Here is a 12750-nt window from a genome sequence, read left to right as displayed (position 1 = left end):
TCAAAATGGAGGCGATTTAAGCCGGATCCGAAATTCAAAGTCAAAAGCCAGAGCGGTTTTGACCTTGTCCCCGGCTTCAATCGCGCCGTTTTTTACCCTTCAGTCGGGGTCACGTGGTCGGGAACCACGTGAGAGAGCGATCGTCTGGAACGAATCGCGAACGACCCCGAATGTTGGGTGAAAAACGGTGTTTACCGCTTTAGCGGCGATTGATTTGCCGGGCGCCTGGATTATTAAGGAGTTGGCGTTAACTCCTTAATACGTTCACCGTTTTCGGGAATTAAAGAGATAACTGAACGCACGGGTGAACGGAAAACCTGCGGGGCTTACAGATCTCGCCCCGACAAGATTGCCAGGGCGAGTTGTGTATAAGAGACAGCCATTAAGCGGGGGAAATCACCATTACTGCATGGAGCTTTGTGCAGCCGAGTACGCCTGCATAAATGCCTGATGCTGTGATGCCAGCGGAGCAATCAGCGAGTTGTACTGGCTTGCCTGCTGTGAGGTTGGGAACTGAATGCCGCCTGCGGTAAAACCAACCTGAGTTCCCTGCTGCTGGATGAAATCACCCACTTGCACCAGTTGAGCAGTAAAGGTTTGTGCCGCAGGAATCAGTGGAGCCATCGCCGCTGCCGGGCCCGTAACCACTTTCTGATATACCTGATCGTAAACGGGTTTCAGTTCGTCGGCTTGCTTCAGGGTGGAGCGAGCGCTGTCTGCCTGCATTTTGGCATTCTGTACTTGCTGACCTAATACGTTAAGTGAGCCATTTGCCTGACGCAGTGGACCGCTCTGGGTCATATAATCTTGCGGCACACGAATACTGTTTACGCTATCGGCGACCGGCTTCATGCCATCGTCCATAACCTGGTTCATCTGTTGGGAGAAGCCATACAGAATCGCGTAATCAGAAACCAGAGGGCCAAATTGCTTTTTCTGATCGGTAGTCAGCGTCGGTAAACGTTCACCGCTGCGCATCGCCGTATTTTGCAAGAAATCGATAAACGCCTTGCGCTGATCGCCTTCTTTATCAAAGCAACCACTCAGGCTCACCACCATTAAAATTGCCGCAAGCGGCGCAAACCAGCGTGACCAGGACTTACCTGTCGCCATCTTTTCTACTCCTTTCATCATTCAGTGCCAAAGCGCAAATGCGTACCCAATAATGCTGCTAAGGATAGTCCAACCAGCCTTTGCAAGATACCCTTTACGGCTAATCTCTTAAGGCAAATTTGTACGATTAATAGCGGCTTTTGACGCGGAGTTAGCGCTTAATCTTTGATGGTTGTTCCACCTCTTCGCGAACTAATGTTGCTTAATTGTTACACCCCTCACAAATCCGATGACATGACACCTGCGTTGAACCACTTTTAAGCTATTAATACTAAAGCGTTTATTTTTCAACGCCCGACGCCGCCCGCCGAATCAGTACGATAATCGCACACAAACACCCGTGGGATGATTGCCCAACTGCCTGTTGAGTGGTTTGATTTAACGAACGATTAACGAATCTTTGTTCGATAATCGAACACCTCAGCATCCTTCAGGACTTGCCTTATGACAAAGACAACAACAACTGATATTCAGGCATTTATAAACAACAATCGGTTTTCCAAATTCCAGTGGATGATTCTCGTGCTGTGTTTCATCACAGTCGCGCTGGACGGGTTCGATACCGCGATTATTGGTTTTATCGCCTCCGACCTGGTACAGGAATGGGGCGTGCAGAAATCTGACCTCGGCCCGGTAATGAGTGCCGCACTGGTTGGGTTGGCGGTCGGTGCATTAACCGCAGGGCCGATGGCTGACCGCATTGGGCGTAAAAAAGTGCTGGTACTTTCGATTCTGGTGTTTGGCGGTTTCAGCCTTCTGACAGCCTTTGCCACCAGTCTGACATCCCTCGCCTTACTGCGCTTCCTCACAGGTCTGGGCCTGGGCGCGGCCATGCCAAACGCAGCAACATTAATGTCGGAATACGCTCCGGAACGTAAACGCGCTTTATTGGTGAACCTGATGTTTGTTGGCTTCCCGATTGGCTCGTCAATGGGCGGCTTTGTCTCCGCCTGGATGATCCCACATTACGGATGGCAAAGCGTGCTGGTTCTGGGCGGTGTAATGCCACTGATTCTTTCGGTGGTACTGATGATTTGGCTGCCGGAATCAGCACGATACCTGGTGGTAAAAAACAAACCACAGAAAGATATCGCCACTATTTTGCGACGCATCGCGCCACTTCCATCAGGTGAAAACCTGTGCTTTGTGCTCAACGAAGTCGGCGGACACATCAAAGATAAAACCGCGTTGGGCGTAATTTTCTCGCCACGTTATCTGGTAGGGACATTAATGCTGTGCCTGACTTATTTCATGGGCTTGCTGATTTTCTATCTCCTGACCAGCTGGCTGCCGCTGCTGATTCGTGAAACAGGCGCAACACTTAGCCAGGCGTCGATTATCACGGCGCTGTTCCCACTCGGTGGTGGCATTGGCGTGCTAATTATTGGCGCGTTGATGGATAAGTTGAACCCGAACAAAGTCGTCGCAGTCGGTTATTTGCTGACCGGGCTGTTCGTCTGCCTGGTGGGCTTCTCCACTTCAAGCCTGGTGCTGATGGGCGTGATGGTGTTTATCGCCGGGACGATTATGAACGGCGCGCAATCTTCAATGCCAGCACTGGCGGCAGGTTTCTATCCAACCCAGGGGCGTGCAACCGGCGTTGCGTGGATGTTAGGGCTCGGGCGTTTCGGCGGGATCCTTGGAGCGTTTAGTGGCGCATTCCTGATGCAGGCTGAACTGTCGTTCAAAACCATCTTCATGCTGCTGGCGATTCCGGCAATACTTTCAGCCACCGCGCTGCTGGTGAAATCCTGGGCAGGCCAGCGTACTCCTGGTGAAAACCGTGCAGAAAACCATGAGCTAGATAAAGTTACGCAAAAAGCATGATGGAAAATCTTTCAACTGCGGCGGGCTAGTCCCGCCCTTTTGCATAAAATATCTAACCATTTACAAATTTATACTCATTCCCCAGGTACGCAGCGTTTTCAATTCGTTATGCCGCTTAGGTTTTTTGCTGAAACGCATAAGCCCCTTTATGTTTAAAAATAGTTAGCCTCGAAAGCATCGTCACACTTTTTTTCGAACTATTCTTAATGAGCTTCTTACGTGTTCACTATCCATTGTGTGATTTATGAGGAGTACTCGATGGAATATAAAGATCCAATGTATGAGCTACTAAGTAACCTTGAGCAGATTGTTTTTAAAGATAAACAACAAACGATGGCTCTTAATGATAAGCCCAATGCATTTTCTGAGTTTGAGCAGTTAAGAAAAAGTACCGGGCTTAAGATTGATGATTTTGCCCGTGCGATGGGTGTGAGTGTTGCCATGGTGCAGGAGTGGGAATCAAAACGACTCAGACCCTCCACGACCGAACTGAAGTTGATGCGCTTAATGCAGGCGAATCCCACTATCAGTAAGCAATTGATGGAATGATTAAGTACTTTGTACCCTAATGCCTTAATCAAAACCCCGTTAACGCGGGGTTTGTTGTTTCTGGAAGCTACTAAAATAGTATGAAACGAAGCGGCAATCTCAAAAAACCGGACCTGTATCACTCCTCAAATAACAAATCTAATCCATAACTTAAAGAGGGTTATTTACGAGAAAACAAAAGGAGGTTGTATGTCTAAGAAAATCCTGGTTCCTATCGATATTTCTGAAATGGAGCTGACGCGACAAGTCATTCCGCATGTGGAAGCTTATGCCAGACAAGACGACGCCACGATCCACTTCCTGGCAGTCATCCCTGACTATACCTATTTTGCCTCTTACGGCCTGGGTTACACGTCGATTGCGCCCGATGCCAGAGAACGGGAAGTGGCCGCCATGAAAACGCTGAGCGAGATTGTCGCGCAGTTCAGCTTACCTGGCGACAGAGTGAAAAAGCACGTGCTGAGCGGCACACCGAAAGATCATATCCTGCAGTTGGCCGAAGATATTGACGCGGATGTGATTATTCTGGCGTCCCACAGACCGAGTATGTCCACTTATCTTCTTGGTTCAAACTCTGCGGCAGTGGTGCGTCACGCCGAGTGCTCGGTACTGGTTGTTCGCTGAACGGAGCAGCAGCCTCAAACCTCTTCGTCGGCCGGATAAGCGACAAAACTGGCGCAAAGGGTGGATGACGCTATCGCTCATCCACCCTACAACACTCAAGACTTACCGCCTTCAGCACCTTGTTCAAGGGCTTCAAGAATCGTGCAATAAGTGATGCAGTGATCGCTATCGCAGCAAATATCATTTAAATCTCGCAATGAACGCTGCATAGCCTGGAGCTCTTCAAGACGCGCTTCAACTTCATTCAACCGTGCCTGGACAATATTTTTGGAATTATGGCAACCGTCATCATTGGGTTCGATTCGAATAGCAAGTAGATGCCGAATCGAATCCAGGGTAAATCCCAGGTTGCGGGCATAACGAATAAACCGTAGTCGTTGTAGGTCATTTTCCACATACAGACGAAAACCACCTTCGGTACGGATATTATGGTTCATTAAATGTTGCTTTTCGTAATACCTAATCGTATCAGGTGTTACACCCGTCAACTTTGCTAATTCCCCGATGCGGTACATATCATTATTTTCCTTATATATCTGATGCCAGCAGTTATCCGCACACTTTCTATAAAGAAAGTGGGGGTTTAATTTGATAGTAAAAAATGAAGAGTAAAAGGGGACCAGGTATTAACGGCCCCCGTTTACTTTAACTGTTATTTTTCTTTATATAACACTGCATTAGCCCCAAACCCCGTATTACCACGCGTGAATCGGCTAACATAATAATAATCAGCCCCGGCTTCAGCCGCCTTCATATTAATATTAGATTTAGCATCATCGGGTGAAAAATATTTACCCCCGACAGAAATATCACCAACATGAACGTACTTGCTGGTTTCATCCCATGAGATTTCTGTAGCAGCAAATGAAGGGAGTGATATCACGGAAGTGATGACGGCAGTGGTTAGCATTATTTTCTTGAACATATTCTCTTTCCTTACGATATGATTATTTATTTTTAAATGTGCAGCAGTTCGCTGTTTTTTCACCATAACATTGGAGTTAACTTTAGTTTCAATAGCATATTATTTATATTTAACTTAATTTTCACAATCATGACAATTATGGAGAATCTTCATTATAAATATGACTACACAACAATCATAAATAACTCTAACACATTATTTTTAAACACTTTAAACAACAACACCCTTCATAAACCCTGTGAAAACCTTTGGTTTACTTAATTCTCATACTTGCTTACTCAACAATAAACACACTTTCTACATTCAGAAAATGTAAAGCCAGGTAAATACACGACTTTTATATTGAATCTGGAGTTGGTTCAGATGGCTATCATTATGCTTACCTCCATCATGACCTGAAAAGGATGCATTATGATTCGTAAAACTGCTGCGTTAACCATGTTGTTATTTTCTATTTCCTTCTCCGCTTCTTCGGCGACAGAAATTAAAAACAATGAAGCAAAGGCTTATCAGGAAATAGGTCACATTTCAGTTTCTGGTAAACCGTCTTCAGAAGAAGCGGTTGCCGCGATAAAAACACGAGCTGAAGAATCTGGAGCAGATTACTTTTCGATTGTAAGACTAACCACCCCTGGTGATAGCAGTAAATGGAGTGCAAATGCGGTGCTTTATAAATCCCAGTAACTCTATTTTATTTAATCACCGGCATCACCGATATGGGATGTCTGTTCTTACCAGGAGAGAGATATGCGAATCTGGACGCTGACACTGTTTATTTTTATTGCTCCGGGAAGCATTGCTCTGGCAGCAACAACGGTTCCTCCTACCCTTTCTGAACTTCAACAATATGCACTCAAAAATAATATCAGCTCACCCGATCAGCAAGCGCAATTGAGCTCACTAATAGGAGGCTCAGAATCCGCTGACGCGCTGTTATTTAACAATCCGGTCATCGATGGGAATAGCGGAAAAAGACGTTCTGTGGCGGGTAACCCTGACAATATTCAACAAACTGAATGGGGCGCGGGTGTTTCCCAGACATTTGAAATTGCGGGGCAACAAGGATACCGACAGGAATCAGCTCAATTCGCCATGAGTGCCTTCCGGGAGGAGTCGCTGGATACGCGAAATCAGGTATTGCTGACCACATCAACGCTGTTCTACCAGATTGTGACTTTGCAGGAAAAAGTCCGTCTGGAAAGAGAGGCCGTTGAGTTGTTTTCTCGAGCAGAACTTGTGGTGTCCCGGCAACGGCAGTCAGGTAGTGCCACCCGCCTGGATAACAACGTTGCCACCATTGAGCGCCAGCTTGCCAATAACCAGTTACTAACCGCCCAACAAGACTTAAAGGACACCCGCAACGAACTTGCGCGTTTTTTGCTGACCTCTGAAGACGCGATACCTGAAATGAAAGGGGATTTCGACACAACCGCCAAACCCCTCCCCTATACCTACGCTTCTCTGGGGTCGCGGCTAGAAAAGAGCCCTAAACTCGCGGCGCTGGAATGGCAGGAGAAAAGTGCCATTGCTGAGCTGGAACTCCAGAAAGCAGCTCGGATCCCGGATGTCACCCTTGGCGTCAGCTATTCGCAGGATGGGCCGGATGACAGCCGTGAAGATCTGACCACCTTATCGATTTCCGTACCGCTTCCACTATTTCAGCGAAACGAGGCGGGTATCGGGCAGGCGACCACCGCGGTGACGCGTTCACGTCTGGCCATCAACACCGCTAAGAATGAACAACAGCAAACTCTTAAAAATCAATGGGACAAGCTGAACAACCTGAAAGACAGGGTACGGATCCTCAATCAACAGGTCCTGCCAGCTACAGACATGAACAAACAGCTCACCCTGCTGGCACAGGAAAATGGGCAAAGCAGCCTGCCAGATGTTTTGCTGACCAGCCAACAGATCCTGAATGCCCAACGCACCAGGCTAGACACACTTCTCGAGTACCAGACAACGCGTCTGAAACTAGAAAATATCGCTAACTGGAGTGGACAGGAGCTCCCATGACTCAGAATAATGCGCAGTACCGCCGTTTGCCATCCGCACTGTATTTTATTGTTTTTGTAGGTTTCTTTTCCCCAGCAGTCAGTGCATCACCCGACGATTCAGAAGAAGCGGAGACTGTGTCTACTCCGAAGGAAGTCCTGCTCGAAACTATCGGCCCTGCCCCGATGACCAACGAGTTTCGAGCGCTGGCCACCATCCAGTTAGATCCCCAACGTTCAGCTACCATTTCTTCGCGGATAAACGGCTGGATCACTTCTGTTAATGCTCTTCCGGGTAAAAAAGTGAGTAAAGGAGACACTCTCGCGACCCTGGACAGCATACAGCTTCGTGATGAAAACAATGTCGTTAAGCAGGCCAGGGCAGCACTCAATGCCGCCTCTGAACTGCTCAAGCGTAAACAAAAAATGATGGCAGAAGAGATAATCCCTCGCAACGATCTGACTGCTGCGACGCTTGCTTACCAGCAAGCAAAAGCCGAGTTTGATGCGGCGCAGGCCCGACAAACATTATTCGGCTCCAACGGTAAATCAGCTTCGCTGTCGACAATTACCGCCCCCTTCAGCGGCACCGTTCTGACCACAACGGCCCGCCAGGAGCAAGCCGTCACCCCCGCAGACGTTCTGTTTACCCTCAGTGATCTGAGCACCGTACTGATTACTGCCAATGTGCCGGAATCTCAGGTTCGTTTCCTCGAGCCAGGAGCCACGGTGCGTATTCAGGCCAGTGCCTGGCCCGACGAAACATTTTCCGGTCAGATTGTGAGTACTGCCGGCACCCTTGATTCCTCATCCCGCACCCTTGCGACCTATATTGCCGTCAATAACGAGGATGGACGTCTGAAACCGGAAATGCAGGTCACCGCTTATGTCCGTTATAACCCCCCTAAGCCAGTCATCAGCGTACCGGACTCTGCATTAACACTGATGGATGGCAAGTCGTCGGTATTTGTCGCAAATGGTGAAAATAAATATCAACCCGTCCAGGTTACGACCGGGAAAAAGGGTCTGGACAGGACAGAAATTACCAGTGGGCTGAAGCCCGGGGACCGTGTGGTTGTTAACCAGACTTACGATCTGAAATCCCGACTGCTTATCGCAGAAACGGCTGGCGGGCACTAAGGAGACACACATGCTCGGTTCGTTGATAAACCTATCTCTGAAATACAAGCTGCTGATCATTGTGTTGTTTATGGCCGTTGTCGGCTATGGCGTCATGGCATTCCGAAGCGTCCCCGTGGACGCCTTCCCCGATGTGACGCCGGTGCAGGTGAATGTCTATACAGAAGCTTCTGGCCTGGCCGCCGAAGATATTGAAAAGCTGTTCACCGTTCCGGTAGAAAGCAATATGGCCGGGTTACCCAATGTGGAACAAATCCGTTCAATGTCATTGGCGGGCCTTTCCTACATCAGTATCAATTTTAAAGACAACACGGATATTTATCTTGCTCGCCAGTGGGTCAGTGAAAAACTTCAGGAGATCGGGGACTCGCTCCCGGCGGGGTACAGCCCGCCAGTGCTGGGAGCCAACTCCTCCGGACTGGGGCAAGTTTTCTGGTATACCCTGGATGCGGGTAATTCCGGCCTCAGCACCATGGAATTACGTTCACTCCAGGAATGGACCATCAGGATGATCCTGAAAACGGTGCCAGGTGTGGATGATGTGGTTTCATGGGGCGGGAATGAAAAACAGTATCAGGTCACCCTCGATCCGGAAAAAATGGCGCTGTACAGCATCACGTTGGCTGACGTGCTCCCGGTGCTTGCAGGGAATAACCGCCAGGCCGGTGGGCAAAGCGTCAACATCGGTGAGGAACAGTATCTGGTTCGGGGTTATGGCCAGCTGGAAAGTCTTTCCGATATTGCAGGTCTGCGCATCACAAGTGCCGGTAACCACCCGGTCTATATTCGGGATATCGCCAAAGTGGAGTTCACACCAGCCGTTCGTGCAGGTGCGGTCACCCAAAATGGGCAGGAAGTCGTCATGGGGATGGTTCTGTCGCGCATTAACGAAAATGCCAGTGATGTCGTTAATGGTGTAAAGGACAAAATCTCAACAGTGGTGAATTCACTGCTGCCTGAAGGTGTCACGCTGAAAACAGTTTATGATCGAACAAACCTGGTTGATCTGGCGCTGAAAACGGCACAAAGCGCGCTGCTGGAAGGAGCTTTGCTGGTTGCCATTGTCCTGTTTTTGTTCCTCGGGGAACTCCGTTCAGCGCTGATTGTGATTATCACTCTGCCCGGCTCCATGCTGATAGCCTTTATTCTGATGCAACAATTCGGCTTGTCAGCAAACCTGATGTCGCTGGCAGGTCTGGCTATCGGTACCGGCATGATGGTGGATGGTGCAGTGGTCATGGTGGAGAATATCCATCGAAGACTGGCGCTCAATCATGCCAGTGGCGCGAAAAACAGCTTCGCGCTGCAAATCCAGGAAGCCGCCAGGGAAGTGGCGATACCGGTGGCCTTTGCGATTTTAATTATCGTCGTGGTCTTTACTCCGCTGCTAACGCTCGATGGTCTTGAAGGCAAGCTGTTCCGCCCGATGGCACTGACGATTATTTTCGCGATGCTGGGGTCGTTAATTCTCTCGCTGACCATCGTACCTGTGCTGTCGTCGCTGTTGCTCAAGCCCGCACATGAAAATGAAACCCGCATAGTCAGATGGATTACTGCAGGCTACCAACCGTTACTGAACAAAGTGTTATCACGCAGGAAAGCGACAATAAGCATCGCGCTGACCGCGTTTTTGTTTTCCCTGGCACTGTTTCCATTTTTGGGGAAAAGCTTTATGCCCCAATTACAGGAAGGCAGCCTGATGTTCAGGATCACTTCCATTCCATCCACATCACTGGACAGTACGCTGGCACTCTCGCGCAAAGTTTCTGATGATATTCGTGGCCAGTTCCCTGAAGTGAAAGATGTGGTCGCCACCATTGGACGTGCCGAAAAAGGCGAAACCGCAGACGTCAATTCAATGGAGGTTTTGTTGACGATGAACCCGCGGGAAAACTGGCCTGAAGACATTTCTTATGACCAACTGGCCCGTAACATCCAGGCGGTTCTTGAAGAAAAACATCCAGGGGCATTGTTCAGTGCAACACAGCCGATTCAGATGCGTGTCGATGAACTGATTTCGGGGATCCGCGCCACTCTGGCCCTGAAAATTTATGGGCCAGATAGCGCCACACTAGATTCCCTGAGCCAGCAAATCCAGGCCACACTGAATAAAATCCCGGGCGTAGAAGAACTTTCAACGGAGTCCAGCAAGGGTAAACCCCAGGTGATTATCCGCGTCGATCGTGAAAAAGCGGCGGGTTATGGCATCAATACCAGCGACATCATGGATGTGGTGGAGTCCGGTATTGGCGGTGCGAGCATCTCAAGCATCATCGAAGGAACCGCTCGTTTTGATCTGGTGACCCGATTTAGCGCGCCTTACCGGGAGTCTGTTTCAGCTATCAGTGCCATCCCGCTACGTGGGGCGTCAGGCCAACTGATTTCGCTGTCGCAGGTTGCGGATATTGAGCTGGCTGAAGGGTACGCCTTCCTGCGCCGGGAAGGGCTACAACGTTACGTCGTGCTACAGATGGAAGTTGAAGGGCGTGATATTGACGGCTTTGTGAAGGAAGCCAGCCAGGCCATTGAGAAAAACAACCCGCTACCGGAGGGATACTGGAGCACCTGGGGTGGAGCCTTTGAAAATCAGCAACGCGCGATGGGCAAACTGTCTGTGATTCTGCCGCTGACCATTGGGCTGATCTTTATTCTGCTCTACACCGCATTCGGAACTCTGCGACATGCCACACTCATCATCGCGAACGTTCCGTTTGCCATGACGGGAGGAATTCTTTCCCTGTTCCTGAGCGGACAATATATGTCGGTCCCTTCCTCGGTCGGATTTATTGCCGTCTTTGGTGTCTCAATGCTCAACGGGATTGTGATGGTGTCATTCTTTAACGAACTGAGACAACAAGGAGCCAGTATCCGCGATGCTGTCCGACTGGGTGCGGTTCAGCGTCTGCGTCCAGTATTGATTACTGCGACGGTCGCGATACTGGGGCTGATCCCAATGCTGCTTTCCAGCGGCGTCGGTGCCGAAGTACAGCGTCCATTAGCGACGGTGGTGGTCGGAGGATTATTAACGTCCACAGCTCTGACATTATTCTTGCTGCCGCTGCTGTATGAAATGACGGAGAACTGGCATATGAAGCGCAATGCTGCTGCCCAAAAGGAACTGGATGCTCAATAACTAGCAACAAATAACAACGGGGAATATCTTACGATATTCCCCGTTAATTTTTATAACCGCTAAACGCTTATTGCAGCAGAGAAATATCCGCAACCTGCAATAGCTTTCAGTATCACCCGAAGAATATACACTACTGGCGTTATTTCCTTAGCATGCTTGATGATTCAAAATTATTCCCTTGGGCCAATTCCTGTTCCAGTAGGTTTTATTGAACTCGAATGAACCCATCCATCTACAGTCTCTCCATTTTTTTTGAAAAATATAACAGATAAAAATCCTTTGTATTCTGAATAAACATCAACTAAATCCCCGTGAATTATAAAAAGGTCTTTTATCTTACATCTCTCATCAGGAGCACTATAGAAATAAACTCGAGCATTATCACTCACAACATAACCTGACTCAGATGTAGAGATGACGTTTTGGTATATTTCTGCACGAGAATTAATATCATGACACTCTCCCCACGAAGAAAATGAACATACTAAAAAAAATAAAAGCAATAGAGTCTTCATCGTCACCCGCCCTCTCATCATACTAATCACTTTATTTGCAAAATTTGAATCTGTTGTATGCCCTACACTCTATAATACTAACAGTATTTTGAATATTTTCTGTAGCAAATAAACTCATAGTCATGCATTTTACTGACAGCCAAGGGCATTTTCTTTATCACACTGTAATTTACTGGCTAAATCACTCAAGTTATCAGTCTTTGTTTTGATAAAATTGTATCTGTACTCATTATTTAATTTCACATTGAATACAGCCCCCTATTCTTCTTTGTTATCTTCGCATTTACTAAATATGGAATATTTACATTCACCATTAATAAAACTTACCTCCAAATAATCAGTTTGGAAGCGAGAGTAATGATTATAGCGAAATTTACTGTATGCAGGCGAGTTTGAGCTAAATTCAAGCCTGCCTTTATCCCCTGCCATCCTATAAATTAACCGATTATTTGCCATACTCAAGGTTGCAACCCCTTTGATAGTATTGCAAGAAAAATACTCATCTTGCGCCAGGATTAGAAATATCTGATTGGGATATCATATGCCCCCTTATTTACTGAAGCGATGCCTTTCTAAGAGAATAGCTGAGACATAATCATCATCATTTTGAAATTTGAAGTAACTCCAGGAATTACCAGTCTCACTTTGAGCAACTGCTTTTATAGCAGCAACTTCACAAGATAAGCTCATAACCGCTGACTGATAGTCAGAGTCATCTATCGTGTCCCCTTTATAGAAAATTATAAAATCCAGAGGCTCCAATTTTCCATTAATGGGTGTAACTGGAACATAAATATTGCTCAAAGTATCCAAAAACACCACCGGATGCATATGTCACAAGGCTTCACTGCTGCGGATCTCCGGCACATCCTTCAACCACACCAGCTTGTTAATATACACCATATTATACTTTGCCAGATTCGAATACAC

Annotated in this window: 12 protein-coding genes; 7 read left to right on the top strand and 5 right to left on the bottom strand. The window is 47.8% G+C overall.

Annotated elements, in window-relative coordinates:
• Positions 1 to 402: 402 nt before the first annotated feature.
• Positions 403 to 1113 carry a DUF3053 domain-containing protein gene (locus MNO13_RS01180; RefSeq protein ID WP_064542628.1) on the bottom strand — a complete coding sequence of 237 codons (711 nt, stop codon included), beginning with the start codon at positions 1111 to 1113 and terminating at the stop codon, positions 403 to 405.
• A gap of 444 nt (positions 1114 to 1557) precedes the next feature.
• On the opposite strand from MNO13_RS01180, the gene MNO13_RS01175 reads away from it, so the two are divergent.
• From MNO13_RS01175 to uspF, 3 genes are all read left to right on the top strand, one after another.
• Positions 1558 to 2940, top strand: a complete 1383-nt coding sequence (locus MNO13_RS01175) for an MFS transporter (protein WP_241939443.1) — start codon at positions 1558 to 1560, stop codon at positions 2938 to 2940.
• A gap of 258 nt (positions 2941 to 3198) precedes the next feature.
• Positions 3199 to 3489 carry an HTH-type transcriptional regulator gene (locus tag MNO13_RS01170; protein ID WP_064542621.1) on the top strand — a complete coding sequence of 97 codons (291 nt, stop codon included), beginning with the start codon at positions 3199 to 3201 and terminating at the stop codon, positions 3487 to 3489.
• A gap of 189 nt (positions 3490 to 3678) precedes the next feature.
• A complete protein-coding gene (uspF, locus tag MNO13_RS01165) occupies positions 3679 to 4113 on the top strand; it encodes a universal stress protein UspF (protein WP_241939442.1) in 435 nt (144 codons plus the stop codon).
• Positions 4114 to 4208: 95 nt separating this feature from the next.
• Here uspF and zntR read toward each other — a convergent pair whose 3' ends face one another.
• The gene (gene zntR / locus MNO13_RS01160) at positions 4209 to 4628 is read right to left on the bottom strand and encodes a Zn(2+)-responsive transcriptional regulator (protein WP_064542615.1); all 420 of its coding nucleotides are present in this window, start codon (positions 4626 to 4628) and stop codon (positions 4209 to 4211) included.
• Positions 4629 to 4765: 137 nt separating this feature from the next.
• Positions 4766 to 5038: a YdgH/BhsA/McbA-like domain containing protein gene (locus MNO13_RS01155; RefSeq protein ID WP_064542612.1), complete on the bottom strand. Its 273-nt coding sequence runs from the start codon at positions 5036 to 5038 to the stop codon at positions 4766 to 4768.
• 411 nt (positions 5039 to 5449) lie between these two features.
• On the opposite strand from MNO13_RS01155, the gene MNO13_RS01150 reads away from it, so the two are divergent.
• The 4 genes from MNO13_RS01150 to MNO13_RS01135 all read left to right on the top strand — a co-directional run bounded on the left by MNO13_RS01150 (position 5450) and on the right by MNO13_RS01135 (position 11305).
• A complete protein-coding gene (locus MNO13_RS01150) occupies positions 5450 to 5722 on the top strand; it encodes a YdgH/BhsA/McbA family protein (protein ID WP_064542609.1) in 273 nt (90 codons plus the stop codon).
• A 63-nt stretch (positions 5723 to 5785) separates the two neighbouring features.
• Positions 5786 to 7054 carry a TolC family protein gene (locus MNO13_RS01145; protein ID WP_064542606.1) on the top strand — a complete coding sequence of 423 codons (1269 nt, stop codon included), beginning with the start codon at positions 5786 to 5788 and terminating at the stop codon, positions 7052 to 7054.
• Positions 7051 to 8172, top strand: a complete 1122-nt coding sequence (locus tag MNO13_RS01140) for an efflux RND transporter periplasmic adaptor subunit (protein WP_064542604.1) — start codon at positions 7051 to 7053, stop codon at positions 8170 to 8172. The genes MNO13_RS01145 and MNO13_RS01140 overlap by 4 nt, the downstream gene beginning before the upstream one ends.
• Positions 8173 to 8182: 10 nt before the next feature.
• A complete protein-coding gene (locus MNO13_RS01135; protein WP_121814730.1) occupies positions 8183 to 11305 on the top strand; it encodes an efflux RND transporter permease subunit in 3123 nt (1040 codons plus the stop codon).
• A gap of 170 nt (positions 11306 to 11475) precedes the next feature.
• On the opposite strand, the gene MNO13_RS01130 is transcribed toward MNO13_RS01135, so the two are convergent.
• Positions 11476 to 11820 carry a hypothetical protein gene (locus MNO13_RS01130; RefSeq protein ID WP_133522127.1) on the bottom strand — a complete coding sequence of 115 codons (345 nt, stop codon included), beginning with the start codon at positions 11818 to 11820 and terminating at the stop codon, positions 11476 to 11478.
• Positions 11821 to 12369: 549 nt separating this feature from the next.
• Positions 12370 to 12633 carry a hypothetical protein gene (locus tag MNO13_RS01125; protein ID WP_133522128.1) on the bottom strand — a complete coding sequence of 88 codons (264 nt, stop codon included), beginning with the start codon at positions 12631 to 12633 and terminating at the stop codon, positions 12370 to 12372.
• Positions 12634 to 12750 lie beyond the last annotated feature (117 nt).

It is taken from the genome of Buttiauxella ferragutiae (assembly GCF_022637515.1).
Taxonomy (GTDB): domain Bacteria; phylum Pseudomonadota; class Gammaproteobacteria; order Enterobacterales; family Enterobacteriaceae; genus Buttiauxella; species Buttiauxella ferragutiae.
This window is presented reverse-complemented; position numbering and strand designations above follow the sequence as displayed.

Bases quoted from the DNA above. Each gene is read 5' to 3' on its own strand.
- MNO13_RS01180 (WP_064542628.1), bottom strand. From the start codon at position 1,113: ATGGCGACAGGTAAGTCCTGGTCACGCTGGTTTGCGCCGCTTGCGGCA.
- MNO13_RS01175 (WP_241939443.1), top strand. From the start codon at position 1,558: ATGACAAAGACAACAACAACTGATATTCAGGCATTTATAAACAACAAT.
- MNO13_RS01170 (WP_064542621.1), top strand. From the start codon at position 3,199: ATGGAATATAAAGATCCAATGTATGAGCTACTAAGTAACCTTGAGCAG.
- uspF (WP_241939442.1), top strand. From the start codon at position 3,679: ATGTCTAAGAAAATCCTGGTTCCTATCGATATTTCTGAAATGGAGCTG.
- zntR (WP_064542615.1), bottom strand. From the start codon at position 4,628: ATGTACCGCATCGGGGAATTAGCAAAGTTGACGGGTGTAACACCTGAT.
- MNO13_RS01155 (WP_064542612.1), bottom strand. From the start codon at position 5,038: ATGTTCAAGAAAATAATGCTAACCACTGCCGTCATCACTTCCGTGATA.
- MNO13_RS01150 (WP_064542609.1), top strand. From the start codon at position 5,450: ATGATTCGTAAAACTGCTGCGTTAACCATGTTGTTATTTTCTATTTCC.
- MNO13_RS01145 (WP_064542606.1), top strand. From the start codon at position 5,786: ATGCGAATCTGGACGCTGACACTGTTTATTTTTATTGCTCCGGGAAGC.
- MNO13_RS01140 (WP_064542604.1), top strand. From the start codon at position 7,051: ATGACTCAGAATAATGCGCAGTACCGCCGTTTGCCATCCGCACTGTAT.
- MNO13_RS01135 (WP_121814730.1), top strand. From the start codon at position 8,183: ATGCTCGGTTCGTTGATAAACCTATCTCTGAAATACAAGCTGCTGATC.
- MNO13_RS01130 (WP_133522127.1), bottom strand. From the start codon at position 11,820: ATGAAGACTCTATTGCTTTTATTTTTTTTAGTATGTTCATTTTCTTCG.